Below are 18,825 nucleotides of genomic sequence, written 5' to 3' on the forward strand. Positions count from 1 at the left end.
GCTATGGGTAAAATTACGTTAGTTGCCGTGTCATTGGTGATGTTGGGTGTAAGTGGTTGTTCAAGCATTGGGGTGGAGCCATGGGAGAAGGGACAACTCGCGCGTGCGGATATGGCGCTCGATAGCGAGAAGTTAGACCAAGCATTAGACGATCACATCTATTTCAGTAAGGAAGGTAGCAGCGGCGGCCGCGCGTTTGCGGGCGGCGGTTGTGGTTGTAATTAAACCGTGCAAGTTCAACAAGTTGTACCTGAGGTTTTAGTCTAAATAAGCTTTATTGAAATAAAGGTGTTGTCTGCCATGACAAATAATAACAATAAGTTAGACTCAATAGTCCCGCAAACGCAGCAAACTAAAGTACAGACAAAACAGATCGCCAGCGCGTTGGCCTTAGCCAGTTGTGGTTTGTTTGCCTCTAATGGCCATGCGACAGAGCTGGCGAAAAATGTCGATGATTGGAAAGTCGATGCCGCGCTGATGTATTACGGCGAGCAGGATAGGGTACAGGCGATTGAAGCCATTGGTACGGCGCAGAAAAACTTTGGCGACGACAGTGTGCTGGATTTAAAACTGGTGGTCGACAGTTTAACAGGTGCCTCGGCCTCAGGTGCAGTTGCCCAAAGTAACAGCCAGACCTTCACCCGCCCTTCCGGCAATGGTCAATATAAAGTGGCGGCCGGTGAGACACCCCTAGATGATACCTTCCACGATACCCGGGTGCAGGGCAGTGCCAACTGGTCAGAGGTGCTCAATCCCGATTGGAAAGTCAGCGGTGGCGTCTATGGCTCTAAGGAATTCGACTATATGTCGATGGGCATCAATGCGGGTGTTGAGCGAGGTTTTAACAAGGACAATACTACGCTGTTTTTAGGCACTGCCTACAGCTTCGATGTGGTCGACCCTGTCGGTGGCAGACCCGTGGCCTTATCCTCCATGGCCATCCGCGATAATTTTACTAGCGATGAGGCTTATCGCAGTGCATTCGATGCCACCCGCCAAAGTGGCAGTGACGATAAACAAACCGTCGACTTGATGCTCGGTATCACTCAAGTATTGAACCAACGCTGGTTGTTACAGGCCAACTATGGCTTATCCAGTGTTAGTGGTTATCTAACCGATCCCTATAAAGTCTTGAGTGTGGTAGATGACAACGGTTTGACTCAAGATATAGTCTACGAAAATCGCCCCGATTCGCGCCTAAAACACAGCTTTTATGTGATGGCCAAAGGGGCACTCGATTCCGGCGTAGTGGATTTTTCTTACCGCTATAACACGGACGATTGGGACTTAACCTCGCACACTTTAGAAACCCATTACCGATACTATTTTAGCGGCAGCTTCTATGGGCAATTGCATTTACGTTATTACCAACAGTCCGCGGTGAACTTCTATCAGCCGTTCTTGCTTGTCGATACGCCGATGCCTGAGTTTGCTAGTGCCGATTATCGAATTGGTGACATGAGCGCTTATACGATAGGGGTTAAGTTTGGCCATCGTCTCTCGGGTGGTCATGAGATGACTTACCGCTTGGAATATTACCAACAGGATCCGAAAAACAATGGTACGGCTATCCCGGGTGAGCTGCAAAACTACGACTTATTCCCGACACAAAAGGCGATAACAGCGCAGTTTAGTTATTCATTTTAAAGGTAAACTGTGCTACTTAGTACAAACAGCACAAGCAATATGCGTAGCCTTGCTGCCCATATTGAGTTTTGGCTAAGTCATAGCATAAGGATATTAAGATGCCAGCAGTTTCCCCTAATACGCCTTATCGACTCGTGCGCCGTGATTGGGGATTTTTGGGTGAGTTTAGGGCCATGGCAAGTCCCTGTGAGTTATTAATCGCAAGCCATGATGAAGATATCGCCTACGATATGCTCGATATGGCGACCCGCGAGGCGCTTAGAATCGAGCAAAAGTACAGCCGTTTTATGGAAGGCAATTATCTATGGTGTTTGAATCATGCCGATGGCAAACGTCAGTCAATCGATGAGGAAACCTGGCAGCTGCTAACTTTTGCTAAACAATGCTTTGAGTTAAGCGAAGGGCTATTTGATGTTTCGGCTTGCCCTCTAATGCAAGTATGGCGTTTTACTGCCGATGCCAAGATGCCCGCAAGCGCCGATATTGAGGCTGCGAGAGCCTTGGTCGGTTTTGAGCGTATCGAATTTAATACCCATGAGTTGTTGATGCCCCAAGGCATGCAGCTCGATTTTGGTGGTATCGCCAAAGAATATGCGGTCGATAGGGTCGCCTATGAACTTGCCGAATCCTATGTTGGGATTTCAGTATTGGTCAATTTTGGCGGTGATATCGCCTGTCCGGTGGCCAATGCTGTGCCTTGGCAGGTGGGGATTGAAGATCCCCATCGGCTCGACCATGCCGCTAAAGTGCTTGCCATAACGCGAGGCGCCTTAGCGACCAGCGGTGATACAAGGCGTTTTATTGAGGTCGAGGGGAGGCGCTATGGGCATATCGTCGACCCTCGCACAGGCTATCCAGTAAACGGAGCGCCACGTTCAGTGACAGTGCTTGGACCAAACTGTGTCACTGCGGGGATGTTAGCAACCATGGCCATGTTACTGGGTGAGCAGGCAGAAGCCTTTTTAGCAGAGCAATCGATTCAATTCAGTATTTTTCGATAGGGCATTATCAATGCGTATCATGTTAGTGGAAGACAACGAATTATTAGCCCAAGGGATTTGCTTAAGCCTTGCTAAAATGGGGATGCAGGTCGATCACTTAAGTAGCTATCAGCAAGCATTGGTGGGCATTAAGAATGAGACCTTTAGTGCCATAGTGCTCGATTTAGGTCTACCCGATGGTAATGGTAAAGAACTGCTAAAAGCATGGCGCGCGCAGGGCGTTTCGATCCCGACGATAGTGTTGACGGCCAATACAGATTTCGATACTAAACTCGAATGTTTGGATATTGGCGCCGATGATTATTTAGGTAAACCCTTCGATGTGCGCGAGCTAGCCGCACGAATACGAGCGATCGTCCGTCGTCAATATGGTCTCGATAATAACAGTTTGAATATCGGCGCATTAAGTATTGATCTCAACACCCGCGAGGTGACCTTCCGCGATCAAAATGTGCCCCTCTCTCGCCGGGAATTTCAACTCTTGCTCGAATTGGCCCAATCTGCAGGCCGAGTATTAACCCGTAATCAGTTAGAGCAGCTAACCTATGGTTGGGATGAAGTCGGCAGCAACTCAATTGAAGTGCATATCCATCATTTGCGTAAAAAAATGGCCAATGAATTGATTAAGACAGTGCGCGGCATTGGCTATACCCTAACCGAAGTCAATTAACCCATAAAATGGGATCACCGATCAGGATTTAAGTGACAAACTCGGCGTTTATCGGTATTTAGTAACTGCCTTTTAGGCAAGTCTGCTCTTACCATAGATAACGGGGACTACGGGGTGAATCGACTCAAGGTGCTGGATGTGTACTCATTACGTTTGTTATTAACCTTGTTGATGCTATCGGGGATCTCTGTGTCCGTAGGCATTTCCAGTTGGTTTAGCACCCGAGATTCTAAACATCAAATTGAAGAGTTATTCGATGCGCAGATGCTGCAATCTGCGAAAATGCTTGAGCTTTTCTATCACGATGAAGCGGAGTTTAAAGCGCCGCAAGAGATACCACAAATTCTCCATGTCCCCGATAGTCAGATCAGTAGCTTTGCTGAAAAGGCCGATGCGCTAAAGTTGGCCTATGAACATAAACTCGCATTCCAGATCTGGAGCGAAGCAGGGCAGGCACTGGTTTTTTCCGATAATATTGGTCGTCAACCCATCACTAAATTTGTGCAGGGGTACAGCAAAAAAGTGTTCGAAGGGGAGCTCTGGCATGTGTTTAGCTTTTTTTCGGTGAAGCACAAAGTCTGGATCGTCACCGCCCAGCAAGACGAAGTACGTCAGGAACTGGTTTCACAAATTATGCACAATGCCGTGATAGTGCCGCTGATCGTAGTGCCCTTAACTTTGCTTATCGTTAGCTTGCTGTTTTACATTTTGTTCCGTCCGTTGAAGTCCTTTGAGCGCGAGTTAATGGCGCGCTCGCCTAACGATCTCACGCCGCTGACGATGTCGCTCCCTAAGGAACTTGTGCCCGTGCGCCGGGCATTAAATCAGTACATCAGCAGTATTGCGCACTTTATTGCGCGGGAGCGCCGTTTTAGTGCCGATGCGGCCCATGAATTAAAAACCCCTTTATCCGTAATTAAATTACATCAACAGGGGTTAGAAGGTTTAGTGGGAGAAGGGGATGCGGAGCGGATCCACCTTGCGGCAATCGATGCGGGAGTGAAACATATGAGCCATACGGTAGAGCAACTCTTGCTGCTCGCTCGGGTCGATTCGATTGCCGAACTGAATGTGCAGCCTCATCCTCTGTTACCTATGGTCGAGGATGCCCTGAATCAGTTGATGCCACTGATCACCGACTATGAATGGAATATTGATGTCGACGCAACATTAACGCTGAACTGTGATCGTTTTTACCTACTGATAGTGCTGAAAAATATTATCGAAAATGCCTGTAAATACAGTCCAGTTGAAACGCAAATTTGCATTAGTGCAGCCCGAACTTACACAGGAATTGAGATAAAAATAGCCGACCGCGGTCAAGGCATGACTCTCCAACAAATCACCAGTGCGACGGAACGTTTTTACCGAGTTAATGAAAACGAAGGTATAGGCGCGGGATTAGGCTTATCCATCTGCCACCACATTATTGATTTGCACCAAGGTCAATTGACAATAGCGCCCCGTGAAAACGGTGGCTTAGTTGTCACGCTCACCTTGCCATAGTCATGATAAGTTTAGGTGTTATATCGGAATGATTAAGGGCATTAGTATAATTATTTTATGCTAACTGGTTCGCGTATTTACAGTTATCACCTAAGATTAGTGACTAAGAATAATGACAGTGGCTAATTTGCAAAACAGACAGATTTTGTTTCTATTTATGCGAACTTGGCAGCACTTTATTATCACTTATTACTTTTAAAGATCAAATTGGTATGTTAATTCGAATTTGATATTCTTTATTGGTATAAGTATATTGCTAAATAGTATCGTGCAAAGGGAGTTAACTGCATCTTTATTTATGAGTTTTTTACTCCTTCTGATATCTTTCGCGATATGTAACAGCCTGTGTTTTTTTACCATCAAACCGCGGTAAAAAAATTTCACTGTGCACACAAAAAACGTTGATTTCTTAGTTTATTTTTAGGTTACCTATCCTATGGTTAGCTTGTTGCGTTGCCAATCGTTTAAACCTTCATCTTCACTCATTTGCTCACTGGCACTTAGCGCAGCATTTGCGCTGTCGAGTTCGGCATTTGCTGAAGAGACAAAGCCTGCTGAAAACAAACCCGCCACACCTGTGGTGAGTCCACCTAAGGCGACGGCTCAGCCGGCGAATAAAAATCAAGTGAGATTTACTAAAACGGGCACCTTTGATGGCGACTCTGTAGTGAAGTTAGCCCGCAAGTTGGCTTCTAAACCCTATGTGGTGTTGAAGGACCCGCTACCAGCTGGCCTTGCTAAGTTAAGTTACGATGAATACCGCGACATTCGCTTTAACCCCGTCTCGTCTATTTGGCGCGATCAAGGTTTGCCATTCCAAATGCAAATGTTTCACCGTGGTTTCTATTTCCAAGATTTAATCGAAATAGCCATAGTTGAAGCCAACCAAGCGACTCACTTAGCCTATGAACCCAAGTATTTCACTGCGGGTGAGGTTATCACTCAAGCGTTGCCGAGTGATGACATTGGCTACTCAGGATTTCGCATCCATAACCAGTTAAATACCAACGGCGTCTATGATGAGTTGATGGTGTTCCAAGGTGCGAGTTATTTCCGTGCCCTAGGCAAAGGTAACTCCTATGGTTTATCTGCCCGTGGTTTGGCTTTGAAAACCGCCGATCCAGAAGGGGAAGAGTTCCCGATTTTCCGTGCGTTTTGGGTTGAACGTCCTTCCTACGACAGCAACCTGATCGTGGTGCATGCATTGCTGGATAGCCCAAGTGTGGCGGGCGCTTATCGCTTTTCTGTGCGTCCTGGTGACAACACCCATATCGACGTTGAAGCTACTTTATTCCCTCGTGTCGAACTCAGCAAAGTAGGACTGGCGCCTAGCACCAGCATGTTCCTGCATTCACTCAATGGTCGCCACGATACCGATGATTTTAGACCTGAAGTCCACGATTCTGACGGTCTGTTGATGTTTAATGGCCGTGGTGAACACCTGTGGCGTCCACTTGCCAACCCACGTCAATTACAGGTGAGTGCGTTTTCTGACAACTCACCACAGGGCTTTGGCTTAATTCAACGTGAACGTAATTATGCTTCTTATCAAGATCTCGAAGCCCACTACGAGCGTCGTCCAAGTCTGTGGATTGAACCCGTGGGCAACTGGGGACAAGGTGCGGTCGTTCTGACAGAAATTCCAACAGAATCAGAAATTCATGATAATATCGTCAGCTTCTGGAAGCCGCGTCAGCCGATCCCTGCGGGCAGCGAATATCACTTTGCTTACCGTATGAGCTGGGGCGATGAGCCAGTGGCGAAAACCAATTCCGTCGTGGTGAGTCGTACTGCAAGTGGTCGTGCCGACATCGCAAAATCGACTCCAAGACGTTTGTTTGTCGTGGATTATCATCTGAACGGCGCAATGCCCGATGAATTACCGCTTGCGAAGGTTGAGTCTTCCGGTGGGGTGATTTCAAATGTGGTTATCGCGCGTAATGCGGCTAACAATGGTTATCGCCTCGCGTTTGAGTTGGAGCCAGAAGATAAGGAACTTATCGAACTACGTGCCGAACTCAAGTTCTCAACACCGCGTCAGGTTGAAACCTGGCTCTATCGCTGGACGTTGTAAGGTCCATGACGGAGCAACATAATATGACTGTATCCGAGAATTCGGTTCTTGAGACTGAAGTGCTCGTGGGTGGTAGCGCCATGCCTAATGAAAGGCCTGGCGCGATGGAACCCCAAAGCTTAAGCCAAATGCCTGAAGGATTCCCACGCCGTAGCACTGTTGCTAACGGTGTGCGCTCAAAGGTGTCCCGTCGATTTTTGGTTGTGGGCGGTGCACTGGCACTGTCTGCTTTTGCGATTTATGAAATGGCTGCCGTATTCAGTATCGGAGGGATCACCCCTCTCGAATATCTGATGCTGGTATTGTTTGCGATTAACTTCTGCTGGATTGCCTTGGCGTTTTGTAGTGGTATCGCGGGCTTCTTCATGTTGTTGAAAAAGCCCAAGCCAAACGAGCTTGACCAGACTGAGCTACATACCCGCACCGCGATTTTGATGCCGACCTATAATGAGTCGCCTGACAGGGTATTCTCTGCGGTTTCTGTGATGGCCGAGGCCTTGTCTCAAACGGGCCATGGACATGCGTTCGATTGGTTTATCTTAAGTGATACTACAGATCCTGAAATTGCCCTGTTAGAAGAACAGGCGTTTTTAGTTCTGCGCCAAGAAACCCATAAACACTCCCGTGTGTATTACCGCCGTCGTCGTAAGAACGTGGCGCGTAAAGCGGGTAACGTGGCAGATTTCTGTCGCCGTTGGGGTTCGCGTTACGATCACTTACTGGTGCTCGACGCCGACAGTTTGATGGAGTCATCGACCATTACAGGCCTTGCGCAGCGTATGCAGGCCGATCCTGACGCTGGACTTATCCAAACCATTCCATCGCTGATCAATGGCACAACCTTAATGGCGCGTCTGCAACAGTTTGCTGCGCGCATTTATGGTCCTGTGATTGGTACGGGCCTAGGTTGGTGGGTACAAAAAGAAGGTAACTTCTGGGGCCATAACGCCATTATCCGTACTGAAGCCTTTATGGGGGCGGCAGGTCTGCCAAACCTTAAGGGGAAACCCCCATTTGGTGGCCATATCTTAAGCCATGACTTCGTCGAAGCAGCGCTTATTCGCCGTGCTGGCTGGAGTGTGGTCATTGCCTACGATTTACCCGGCTCTTACGAGGAATGTCCACCCTCCATCGTCGACTTAGCCGTGCGCGATCGCCGTTGGTGTCAAGGTAACTTACAGCATTCCCGTATCCTGCCAACCAAAGGGTTGCACTGGGTGAGCCGTTTACACTTAATGACGGGCATTATGGCGTATCTGTCATCGCCATTCTGGTTGTTATTGATTTTAACCGGTTTGATGCTCGCCTTGCAGGCACACTTTATTCGCCCTGAATATTTTACCGACCAATTCTCCTTGTTCCCTACCTGGCCAATCATGGACTCGGACAGGGCATTAAGATTGTTCTACATCACCATGGGTGTGTTGTTTGGACCTAAAATTTTCGGTGTATTGTTGCTGCTAAAAGATGGCAATTTTGCCCGCAGTGTTGGCGGTCGCATCAAGGCCATTTTCAGTGTGATATTTGAGGTGATCCTTTCCGCACTAATCGCACCTATCATGATGTTTATCCACTGCGGTGCGGTGATGTCGATTCTGATGGGGCGTGACAGTGGTTGGTCTCCGCAGCGTCGTGACGATGGCAGCATGCCTTGGTTAACCCTGATCTATCGCCACCGTTGGCATATGCTGGCGGGCGTGATGTTGGGTTATGCGGCGATTTTGGACTCCTTGACGTTGCTCGCGTGGATGAGCCCAGCCTTGATTGGCCTGTGGTTAGCGGTGCCGATTTCTGCGTGGACGGGTTCTATCAAAATTGGTGAGTTCTTCAAACGCATTGGTATTTTGGCTACGCCAGAAGAGCGCAATCCTGCGCCTATCTGTATTCGTGCTCAAGAGGCGCGTGCGGCTTATCAGGCACATATCGAGCAGCCTTGGACATTAGCGCAATTGTTAAAAGACCCTGCGTTAATGGAATTGCACTTAGCAATGGTCGATAAGCAGCCGCTGCGTGCCGCAGGCACACCAATTGAACCGGTGGAAGCCATAGTACATGTTAAAGTGCATGAGGCGCAGTGCCAACAAAGTGCCTTAGCACTATTCAACCGTCAGGAAATGGCGCTAGTGCTGGCTAATCCGCTGATGCTGAGAAGTTTACAAAAACTGCCTGAGCAGTTTGTGCCGGAAGACTTAGTGTCTTTCTGCTAGCGCAAGCATTAACCTAGCGTTATATAACTAGCTCGATGAAATGCCACTGATGCCATCAGTGGCATTTTTGTTTTATCCCTCTGCTATCTGCATTTCGTTAACGGCTTCAGCTATAGTGAATTGAGTACTGATGTCAGCGTTAGCGGTAATATCATCGCTAAGTATCTGCGGTAACAGGGGACGTTTATGATGCCTGTGAGTCGATTAACGCTAAATCTTAATAAACGAGACCGTAGCTTGAGTTCATTTAAGCGTTGGCCACTCAGCGCATTGTTGATGGGTCTTACGCTTGTTGTCATCGAACCCTATGCCGCCGAACCATTAGTAACAGACCCTGTCGCCGTTGAAGAGCCGGTTTTAACACCTTCCAGCCCGAGTGAAGTTTCCGAACCTGACTCTGCCCTTGAGCAAATATTAGGGCAAACCTTACTCTTGAGTCTTGCCAATGTCAGCCCTGTCTTTAACGCTAATTATCAGCAATTGATTCAGTGGCGGCATAGGGCGCTGGATAATGAGGAGCAGGTGAAGCTTCAGCAAATGCAGCTGCAACTGGATAACTATTGGCAGTATCTCGATGCCCAAGCTGAATGCATCACGCCATGCTCATCGGCAACACTGATGCCAAAGGATACGTATTTTCGCGCTGTGGTCCTCAAGTTGAAGCAATTAATGGCGTTATCGAAATCCTCTTCGTGGGATACGCTCATCCTCGAAGATAAGCTAAGTCCAGGGCAAGAGAGTCCACTCATCGCGCCGGTTACGCAGCGTCTGTTCCTATTAGGTTTTCTAGAAGATAAGTCTAACACAGCTTCCGAGTCTGTAGCCGATAAAGTATCAGTGCCTGTATCTGAACTAGAATCAGAGCCATTCATTAAACCAGACACCATTTCGCCAGACGCAACAACTCCTGCTGGAACAGTCGCACAGTCGAAGCAGGTTGCAACTGATAACAACCCCCTGCGTTATGATGATGAACTGGTTACTGCAATCAAAGCCTTTCAAACCCAGCATGGCTTACAGGCCGATGGGGTAATAGGTAAGCAGACACTGTATTGGCTTAATCAATCTCCCTATGTTCGGGCGCAGTTACTGGCTAAAAATACCCTTAGGCAGCAGATTTTTACACGGACCTTACCGACAAACTATCTGGTAATAAACATCCCAGCATTTGAGTTGCAATTAGTCGTAGAAGGAAAGGTGACGCTCGAATCTAAGGTGATTGTAGGCAAAGCGTCGCGGCCTACACCACTGTTAAGCAGCCATATTTCGAACGTAGTGCTGAATCCACAGTGGCGAGTGCCACGAAGTATTGTCAGGCGTGATATCTTGCCCCATATACTCCAAGATGGGCATTATCTACAGGACCGCGAGTTTGAGGTATACGATTATAACGGTGAACGCGTCGAGCATTCGCCGCAGGAGTGGCAAGCATTGGCGGCAACCCATTTTCCCTACCGTTTAGTTCAGCGTCCTGGGGCGAAAAATGCCTTAGGTCGGTATAAATTTCATTTCGACAACAGTTTTAGTGTGTATTTGCATGGAACTTCTGAGCCAAGTCTCTTTAAAAAGACCAATAGGGCCTTATCATCGGGTTGTATTAGGGTTGAAAAGGTAGAGGAGTTAGCTCTCTGGTTTAAGACTCACTTAATTAAAGATACGCGCCTTTGGGATAACTTAACGCCTAATATAACCCAATCCCAATGGTTTGCTCTGTCAGAAACCTTGCCAGTTTACACTGTGTACTGGACGGCATGGCTTGATGATGCTGGGCAAGTACAATATCGCAATGATATTTATCAATTAGAAGCTGAGTTTACGCAGGCGGTTCCTGCATCAATTTTTTACATTCTATAACGACCTGAACTTTTAAGGGATTTTGAAATCTGAAATCTTGTGAGTGGGTCAAGGCTTGATCTGAATAGCGATTCAGTATAATTTGCGGTTTTAGTGTCCAAAAAACGAACAAAAGGTGATGATGTGACGTTACTTTGTCCTGCCCGTAGGCAGTTGTTGTTAGGCCTCAGTGGTGTGGCATTGTGTTCTTTAATTCCTTCTAAAGCGTTTGCGAGTCGGTCGACTAAAGGGGTTCGCGATCTGAGTCTCTATAATCGCCACACGGGCGAGCATAACAATGGCAGTTATTGGATTGACGGCCATTACCAGCGCGAAGTGTTGAATGATTTTAGCCATTTGCTGCGTGACCACCGTCAAAATGTCGCGGCGCCCATGGATAAACGTTTGTTCGATCTGCTTTACAGCCTCAAGAGCACCCTCAATACGGATAATGAAATCCATGTGATTTCAGGCTATCGTTCACCCAAGACCAATGCCATGTTGGCGGGTAAGAGCAGCGGGGTGGCAAAGAAAAGTTACCATATGCAAGGCATGGCGATGGACATTGCAATCCCTGGGGTGAATCTTAAGACTCTTAGAGATGCGGCGTTATCACTCAAATTGGGTGGCGTGGGTTATTACCCTAGGTCGGGCTTTGTACACGTTGACTGTGGCCCAGTACGCCATTGGTAGTCTGTTCGTTTTGCTGAGTGAGCTGCTGATAAAACTGCAGCTCTAACGCTTGAATATCCTGCAAATAATGCTTCAACAATGGCAAAAACAGTTGCCCTAGTTTGTTCATTTCCCGGTGTTGTTGCCAGTCGTTCACATGCTGATTGAGGCACTGTGAAAACTTAAATTGTCTCTGTCGTTGGCCTTCAACAACAGTCGATTCACATAGCTGCATTAACATCAGCAAACTACGGTTTTTTTGCTGAGTACAGGCGAGCAGCTCTAACAATTTCAATTCGATCATGGTCTGCTGATAAGGAACAGTTTCGATAAGTGAGACGAGTTCACGGGCTAATTGACATGAAAGGCGATTATCTTGTTGCAATAAGTACAGCTCGTGACGCATGTTTGACAAGACTGAAGTGACAAAATTTGCCCGAGCTTAGCAGGCATCGGCTGGCGTAAGTGTGATCAAGATCGCGTGTTTTTTGATTCAGATCAAAGGCGTTTCGCCTATGTAACAGGCCACAAACAAGTTTTCCAATTCAATAAATACTCTTTGTGATTGATAACGATAGCCGTTTTGTACCATTCAAGTTTGAGAGCCAGGCTGTTCTTGTGCCTGTCTAGCAACTGTGTTAGTATGCGCGCGCTTTATATGAGTCATCATTGGTCGAAAATGATGACGGTTTTTACTCTAAATTTAAGTGAGAAACACATGTCTTACACTATCCAAGCACAAACCCGCACTGAAATAGGGAAAGGTTCGAGCCGCCGCCTACGTCATGCAGGTAAAGTTCCTGCTGTTATCTACGGTGCAGGCAAAGAGCCAGTTTCTATTGTTTTTGATCACAAAGACATCATCAACATTCAAACTAACGAAGACTTCTACACTTCTGTACTGACTATCGTTTTAGATGGCAAAGAAGTAGGTGTTCGTGCACAAGCTATGCAACGTCATGCGTTCAAGCCAATGATCGAGCACGTTGACTTCGTTTACGCTTAATCGCGTGATTGATGTAATAAAGCGCCTTTAGGGCGCTTTTTTTGTGGCTGTTTTTTAGCTTTCAAATGCTAAGTTATCCCGCGTAACATGGTTACGCGGGGCCCATTATTTGATATTGAAGTTGTAATAGATATCGAGGGATTGGCCTAAGGTGCCAGATACAGTTTCAAGATAGAGCTGGGATAACAGGTAGTATCTGACTGTCATCTCATAACCTGGATTAAATACCCCAACGCCATATTTCACCATCAGGTTATCACCGATAAAGCCACTGATTGCCACGCGGCCCTCATCGTTAGTATCCAGTTGTACGTTAGAGAAACCGAACTCTTCAATAATTCCGGCCGCCGTGCTGCCAATATTATTGATCGCGCCACCGCCGCCCACCTGTGAGCCTAATCCTAGCGCCGCGCCCATCATCAGGGAGTTATTCTGTTCGTTATTGCTGCTGTTAAAACCGCTGCCCTTAATAATGTAAGACAGGATCTCCGCTTGCTCTTTGGCAGGATTTGAGAACAGGGTTACTACGGGGCGGGTTGGTGTGCCTGTGACACGAACACCCGCGACGAGATCCTCATTCTTAATTTCCCGAATCGCTTCAATATTTAAGTTAGGAACTGAAATTGGCCCCACAAACTGCACTTCGCCGGTGCGAATTTTCAGGGTTTGTCCCATAAACTTATAGCTACCTTGTTTGACCTTAATATCGCCAAACAGCAGTGGCGGCCGAAACGCCTGTTGCTGAAGTTTTAGGGTACCTTGCAGCTTGCCTTTAAGGCCCATGCCATCCACTTTTAAGTCGTTACCGACATTGATATTCAGATCCGCCACGATCGCATAGGGGCTGGCCTTGGGCTGAGCCGCCGCAATCGAGTCATCGAATACCACATCTTCCGACAGTGCAACGCCGCCCTCGGCAAGCTGGACTATTTTGATATTGCCCGAAGGTACATCGACGGCACCTTTGACTTCGAGCTGCTGGCTGCTAAAGGCGATGGTGAGATCGGGAGAGACATCGAGCAGCGCCAGTGGCGGCTGGATCACGGCTAATTTGTCGCCTTTCACCGCAAGCTCGCCACTAAATTGGCCCTGTGGCCAACGCATTTCTCCCGTGACTCGGCCTACACCATTGCCCATCATCCAACGACCTTTAAGGGACGCCTGTTGGCCACCAAGATCCATCGACAAATCGATTTTATTGATAAGGGTCGGGTTTACAGTCAGTGCGAGGGCGCCTTGGGTCAAGGACACATTGCCTGACACCTCTGGCGTCTCCAAGGTGCCAGCAAAGTTTAATCTGCTGGTTAGCAAGCCTTCGAGTGTGTTGATCTGCGGGAAAAACTCACCCAATGGTTGCAGGTTGATTTGTTTGATATTGGCATAACCTGACAAGGTCCGATCTGGCGTCACGTTAATAGTGACCTCACTTTGCCAGCTGGCGACATCTTCCGATTCAAAGCTGATTGACGAAACCAGTCGTTTAGCGTCTAAGTTAGTTTTAAAATCTAGTTGCTGATAATTAATGGTGACTTCACGGTTTTTAGCACGTTTTAGCTTGATGCTACCGGGATTAAAGTTGAAGTCGATATTGGCCGTGGGTTTACGCCCCGCAGCCCAGGCAAAGTTTGCCAGCAGTGACGAACTGCCGTCCCATTGCATATTGCTCGGCAACACAGGCACTAACAGCTTACCCAGATTGCCCGCATAACTGAGCTGGGCATCGCCAGTTTTTCCAATAGTTACTTGATTATCTAAGCAAACTTTACTGTTTGGGTTGACCAGACAGAATGGGCTGATATTGCCTTTGTTCTTGTTTTGATCCCAAGCGACTAGAATATCCTTATCAATTTCCCAGCGACCAACAGGGGTCGCCAAGTTAATTTTATTCACCTGCGCCTGCAGTTGGGATTTTTTCAAATCGTATTGGCTATTGACACCAAGCTCTAGTCCCAAATCCCCTGTGGCACTGAGGGTGAGCTTTTGGTTCTGAATATCGCCCTTAGTGCCCAAGGTGACGGTATCTAAACTCTGTGAGCCAAGTTGCAACGCCTTAGACTTGAGTGAAAGGGCGAACTCATGGGCATCCAAAGGCTTATAGTAGGCCTTGAGCGTTGACTCCCTGAGCTTAATATTTTGGTGCACCAGGTCGACCAGTTGGGCGGTTAACTCAAGCTGTGGATGTTTTTCATCCCCAGTAACATTGATATCTGCCTGCAATTGGCCACTGGCTTGGGGCAGCCATAAACCGAAATCGGGCACTTGCAGTTTGCCTACAAGGTTCCAGGTTTTGTTGGTTTCGCCCGCTAAGGTTAATGTGGAATCGAGTACCTTGGCATTCACCTCTTTGGCGCTGATATACAGCTTATCGTTAATGCTTACATCGGCAGTGATATCAAAAGGATATCCCTGCATCGTGCCCGACAATTGAGTGTCTGTTATACCAACTTGCCACAGTTTATCTAACAAGCGACCCGTGGTGTGTAATTGGCCTGAGATTAAGCTGTTTGGCAAGCTGGTTGTTGCACTTGTCGCTGAAGCTGGAGAAGTGGCAGGAGTCGCCTTATCGGTATTCGTACTCGGTGTTTGCGTGTCCTTATTTGGCGTCGATTCAGGCGTTTGCGCAGTTACAGGGAGGATTATTTCCTGTAGTTTGAGATTATCGAGCAGAATTTTGGCTTTCCAGGTGATCGCCTTGGCGTAATCCAATTCACCGATGACATCAATCGCGCCTAACTCGCCCTTAGCATTAAACTGCTTGATATCCAGTTTCGCATCTTGGTGTTGTAGCTCACTGCTAATGGCCAACACTTTATGAAAAGGTGTGGTGACATTTCCCGTTAACGTTGCAGCTTGTTTTTTGAGCGAGCCTTGGCTGTCGAGACTAAGATCGCTGACGATATATTCGGCATTTTGCAGCGGCCATTGTGCCCTAGCTTTCTCTAGTTTGACCTTATAGGGCAGGGTAGGATCTTTCAGGGTCAGTTGGCCATCGAGGTTAAAATCGGCATCCCCAGTAGCGAGGGCATGAATGCCGAGTTGCCCGACACTTTGGCTAAGCTTAAGGTTTAATTGTTGATGGGTCAGTTCAGGCAACTCTGCAACCTGTGTCAAATTAGCCTTAACCTCAAGCTCGAGGGGATAATCTTGTTCTAGGGCGAGTTGACCAACCACAGAAAGCTCACCGTAGCTATGGGTGAGCAGTAGTTTATCTAGGGTTAACTGATACTTGGCAAATTGACCTTGAAGTTCGATATGGCTAAACAGATCTTCGCGCGGGCCAATCTGCAAACGGTTGTTGTCTAAACGGAGATGCTTCACATCCACCGCAAAAGGCATAAACACCTGTGGCAAGTGTGCAAGTGCCCATTCATCCGCGGCTGTTTTCTTATCTTCGTTTTTATCGGTTTGCTTATCTACTTGAGTATTTGCAGGCGTTTGCGCCGCCGAACCTTTATCAGCAATTGGCTTGTCAGTTGACGTTTTTGCGTTTGCCGTTGCAACTTCTGCTGCTAACTTGCCCGAATCAGGCTTCGGAGGCGTAGCCGCGGGGGGGCTAGTGGTTTCAGCCGCGCTAGTCGCATCCACAACCCTTGAGTTTGTAGCCGTGGTGTCAGTCACATTCGTGTCTGTCACAGGGCTATTGTCGATTGGAATTAAAACCGCTAGACCTTCACTACTCAGCTGCTCAACCGTGAGTCCTTCGGCAAACCAAGTGGCGGCGGTCTGAATATGGTTTGCCGAAAAGCGCATCTTATCGACCGCGATATTGATGTTATTCAGTTCGGCTGCGTCGAGTTTTATCCCAAAGGGCAGAACCAGTTCGGTGGGCTCGGCATTTTCGGGGGCGACTTCGGCTTCAGTCGTACCAGCGCCTAAGGCTTGCGTATCGATACTGACATCGATTTTGCTCGCCGTTAAGGCATTCACGCACAGTTGTTTTTGCAATAGACAAGTGGGTTGCCATGCCAAATGTAAATCCTTGAGCTCAACGTTAATCCCGTCCATCGACCAACTGGCGTGGGCTAAGGTGAGATCCTTATTTAAGGAGCCCGAGGTGTAGTTTAGTGCGAGATCTGGGACAAATTTATCGGCTAATCCAACACTTATCCGTGAGCCAATTTCAGTGCCCAGCAGTAGCGCCGTGAGTACCAAGAGGCTTAAGGGGACGTAAACAATAATACGCGTGCAGAGTTTAAATATTTGCCATAGGCGCAGCTTAAATGTTTTAGGCTGCGCACAACTTGGGTTTGGTTCCAACGTTTGTGGCTCAGGCGTTGGATTATCATGTTGAGCAGGTGTATTAGGCTCATGAATAGGGGGTTGACTCATAGTTCTGTCCCCATGGTTAAGTGAATGCGCCATGAGCGGTCAATGGTGTCAGTCTCTTTCAAACCTACCCCTAAATCTAACTTAATTGGACCAATGGGGGAGATCCAATGGATACCGCCGCCCACTGAAACTACGGGTTCAAACTGATTGTTATCAAAAGCGTTACCCGCATCAACAAAGGTGGCAACCCGCCATGTTGGGGTAACGTAATATTGATATTCCAAACTGCCGACCATCATATAACGGCCACCTATAACCTCGCGATTAACATTACCATTGGCATCAATATAGTCCAGATAAGGGCCTAGTTCTTGATAGCCATAACCACGGATAGTCTGATCGCCACCAGCAAAATAGCGCAGTGACGGTGGGATAAAGGCCAGTTCATTTTCATTGGCAATGTTGGCCGCTAAATCCATGCGAGCCACGATTCTGTGGTTATCAAAAAAGGTATCTATCCACTTAAACTTGGCCTGTAAGCGTGCGAGGCGCGTCTCTGAGCCGAGATAGGGATCGGCATAATCTAGACTGTATATTTGCCTAAAACCGGATTTAGGATCGAGGGAGTTATCCCCACGAGTGGTTTTAGAAAAGTTAATCCCCGCCAGATAGAAAGTGGGATTGTAATCAATATCAGACTGGGTATATTCCTCGCGAATTGCATCGAGGGAATAACTCATTAACCATTGATTATCTAAACGTTGTTGCCTGAGAAGGCCGAGTAAATACTTGGTCGATTCCAGTTGGCCCGTATTACGGAAATCACGGTTTTCGGGTTCGTAAATCTGGGTGACCCCGTATTTATCCCGCAGCAAGCCTAAACGAATTTTCAGTTGATCGTCTAAAGGATGGCTAAGCGGAATCGTATAAGTAGTTAAAAATTTGGGCCTGTCAGGCGACCATTCCAAGCTGGTCTCTTGGGAATGACCGTATTTATTTATCTGTGGCGTACGCCAAGTGACCCGTACACGCGGCTCGAAGGTGTTATCCGCGCTTTGGCCAATATCTCCACCGAGACCTAATTCGATGGAATGACTGGCTTTATCTGTGAGTTCCACTTTTACGGGGAGCTGATTGTCCTTAGCCTGATCGATCTGCGGGATCACTTTAATATTGGCAAAATAGCCCGTATCCAATAACTGGCGGTTAAGGGCACTGACTCGACGGGTCGAGTAGGCCGCATCCTCCTTGAAGGGAACCAGCTTAGTGAGAATATCAGGCTCTAAGCTATGACCTTCAAAACTCACTTGACCGAAATGGTAACGCGCACCTGAGTTAAAATGCAGGCTAATTTGCGCCGTATTTAAATCACGGTTGATTTTGATCTGCGACTCAGTGAACTCGCCATCGAAATAACCCCTAGCTAGGGCGAGGGTGACAAGTTGGGATTTTACATCGGCATACACCCCATGGTTGAGGGTATCGCCGGGTTTGATATTGACCTCTGAAAGCCACTTATCGAAGGCACGGTCCTCGAGCATTTCGCCCGAGAAGTTAATATCGACCCATTGGATCTTAACCGGATTGCCCGCCTTCACCGTGAGCTTGAGTTCCCACGGTCCCTTGTCCTTTTCGACTAACTGTTCTTCCACTTCTCCATGGTAATAACCCATGGATTCGAGGGCGGTGCTGACATTGTCTTCCACGTTAAATAAGAAGGCTCGGCGCTGCACTTCTGAGTCTGGCATAGCACCTAAATGGGCGAGAATATTACGCTTTAGGGCTTCGTCGACCCCGTTCACTGAAAGCGTTAACAAGTTATCGGCGGCCATAGCCCCCGATGTCACTAAACTCAGGCCTAGTAGCAAATGAAGACGAAAAGATAATGACGTTATTTGCAAGAATCGCTGCACTTTATAATCCCTGTGATGTGAGTTCAT

13 protein-coding genes are annotated in these 18,825 nt (G+C 47.6%); 10 read left to right on the plus strand and 3 right to left on the minus strand.

The window, feature by feature from the left end:
- Nucleotides 1-3: 3 nt before the first annotated feature.
- The 9 genes from ACK5NH_RS13330 (at nt 4) to ACK5NH_RS13370 (ending at nt 11,631) form a co-directional block, all read left to right on the plus strand.
- Entirely contained in the window at nt 4-225 is a 222-nt protein-coding gene (locus ACK5NH_RS13330; protein ID WP_416920784.1) for a DUF4266 domain-containing protein, read from the plus strand.
- 75 nt (nt 226-300) lie between these two features.
- Nucleotides 301-1,647, plus strand: coding sequence for a DUF3570 domain-containing protein (locus ACK5NH_RS13335; RefSeq protein WP_416920786.1), 1,347 nt, complete (start codon nt 301-303; stop codon nt 1,645-1,647).
- 98 nt (nt 1,648-1,745) lie between these two features.
- Nucleotides 1,746-2,648 carry an FAD:protein FMN transferase gene (locus tag ACK5NH_RS13340; protein WP_416920788.1) on the plus strand — a complete coding sequence of 301 codons (903 nt, stop codon included), beginning with the start codon at nt 1,746-1,748 and terminating at the stop codon, nt 2,646-2,648.
- 10 nt (nt 2,649-2,658) lie between these two features.
- Nucleotides 2,659-3,318, plus strand: a complete 660-nt coding sequence (locus ACK5NH_RS13345; RefSeq protein WP_416920790.1) for a response regulator transcription factor — start codon at nt 2,659-2,661, stop codon at nt 3,316-3,318.
- 114 nt (nt 3,319-3,432) lie between these two features.
- Nucleotides 3,433-4,824: an ATP-binding protein gene (locus ACK5NH_RS13350; protein ID WP_416920792.1), complete on the plus strand. Its 1,392-nt coding sequence runs from the start codon at nt 3,433-3,435 to the stop codon at nt 4,822-4,824.
- Between the two features lie 436 nt (nt 4,825-5,260).
- The gene (locus tag ACK5NH_RS13355) at nt 5,261-6,898 is read left to right on the plus strand and encodes a glucan biosynthesis protein G (protein WP_416920794.1); all 1,638 of its coding nucleotides are present in this window, start codon (nt 5,261-5,263) and stop codon (nt 6,896-6,898) included.
- A gap of 23 nt (nt 6,899-6,921) precedes the next feature.
- The gene (gene mdoH, locus ACK5NH_RS13360) at nt 6,922-9,105 is read left to right on the plus strand and encodes a glucans biosynthesis glucosyltransferase MdoH (RefSeq protein WP_416920796.1); all 2,184 of its coding nucleotides are present in this window, start codon (nt 6,922-6,924) and stop codon (nt 9,103-9,105) included.
- A gap of 186 nt (nt 9,106-9,291) precedes the next feature.
- Nucleotides 9,292-10,959 carry a L,D-transpeptidase family protein gene (locus tag ACK5NH_RS13365; protein WP_416920798.1) on the plus strand — a complete coding sequence of 556 codons (1,668 nt, stop codon included), beginning with the start codon at nt 9,292-9,294 and terminating at the stop codon, nt 10,957-10,959.
- A 123-nt stretch (nt 10,960-11,082) separates the two neighbouring features.
- Nucleotides 11,083-11,631, plus strand: a complete 549-nt coding sequence (locus ACK5NH_RS13370) for a DUF882 domain-containing protein (protein ID WP_416920800.1) — start codon at nt 11,083-11,085, stop codon at nt 11,629-11,631.
- Here ACK5NH_RS13370 and ACK5NH_RS13375 read toward each other — a convergent pair.
- Nucleotides 11,582-12,016 (minus strand): hypothetical protein, encoded by a 435-nt coding sequence (locus ACK5NH_RS13375; RefSeq protein WP_416920802.1) that lies wholly within the window; start codon nt 12,014-12,016, stop codon nt 11,582-11,584. The two genes, ACK5NH_RS13370 and ACK5NH_RS13375, sit on opposite strands and share 50 nt — an antisense overlap.
- A 312-nt stretch (nt 12,017-12,328) precedes the next feature.
- On the opposite strand from ACK5NH_RS13375, the gene rplY reads away from it, so the two are divergent.
- On the plus strand, nt 12,329-12,616 hold the full coding sequence (rplY, locus tag ACK5NH_RS13380) for a 50S ribosomal protein L25 (protein WP_416920804.1): 288 nt from the start codon (nt 12,329-12,331) through the stop codon (nt 12,614-12,616).
- Nucleotides 12,617-12,721: 105 nt separating this feature from the next.
- Here rplY and ACK5NH_RS13385 read toward each other — a convergent pair whose 3' ends face one another.
- Nucleotides 12,722-16,945 carry a translocation/assembly module TamB domain-containing protein gene (locus tag ACK5NH_RS13385; protein ID WP_416920806.1) on the minus strand — a complete coding sequence of 1,408 codons (4,224 nt, stop codon included), beginning with the start codon at nt 16,943-16,945 and terminating at the stop codon, nt 12,722-12,724.
- Nucleotides 16,942-18,798 carry an autotransporter assembly complex protein TamA gene (locus tag ACK5NH_RS13390; RefSeq protein WP_416920808.1) on the minus strand — a complete coding sequence of 619 codons (1,857 nt, stop codon included), beginning with the start codon at nt 18,796-18,798 and terminating at the stop codon, nt 16,942-16,944. Before ACK5NH_RS13390 ends, ACK5NH_RS13385 begins: the two co-directional genes overlap by 4 nt.
- Nucleotides 18,799-18,825 lie beyond the last annotated feature (27 nt).

The sequence above is a fragment of the Shewanella sp. genome, from assembly GCF_047975355.1.
GTDB lineage: Bacteria > Pseudomonadota > Gammaproteobacteria > Enterobacterales > Shewanellaceae > Shewanella.

Coding starts and splice junctions, on each gene's coding strand:
- ACK5NH_RS13330 (WP_416920784.1), top strand. CDS start 4: ATGGGTAAAATTACGTTAGTTGCCGTGTCATTGGTGATGTTGGGTGTA.
- ACK5NH_RS13335 (WP_416920786.1), top strand. CDS start 301: ATGACAAATAATAACAATAAGTTAGACTCAATAGTCCCGCAAACGCAG.
- ACK5NH_RS13340 (WP_416920788.1), top strand. CDS start 1,746: ATGCCAGCAGTTTCCCCTAATACGCCTTATCGACTCGTGCGCCGTGAT.
- ACK5NH_RS13345 (WP_416920790.1), top strand. CDS start 2,659: ATGCGTATCATGTTAGTGGAAGACAACGAATTATTAGCCCAAGGGATT.
- ACK5NH_RS13355 (WP_416920794.1), top strand. CDS start 5,261: ATGGTTAGCTTGTTGCGTTGCCAATCGTTTAAACCTTCATCTTCACTC.
- mdoH (WP_416920796.1), top strand. CDS start 6,922: ATGACTGTATCCGAGAATTCGGTTCTTGAGACTGAAGTGCTCGTGGGT.
- ACK5NH_RS13365 (WP_416920798.1), top strand. CDS start 9,292: ATGATGCCTGTGAGTCGATTAACGCTAAATCTTAATAAACGAGACCGT.
- ACK5NH_RS13375 (WP_416920802.1), bottom strand. CDS start 12,016: ATGCGTCACGAGCTGTACTTATTGCAACAAGATAATCGCCTTTCATGT.
- rplY (WP_416920804.1), top strand. CDS start 12,329: ATGTCTTACACTATCCAAGCACAAACCCGCACTGAAATAGGGAAAGGT.
- ACK5NH_RS13385 (WP_416920806.1), bottom strand. CDS start 16,945: ATGAGTCAACCCCCTATTCATGAGCCTAATACACCTGCTCAACATGAT.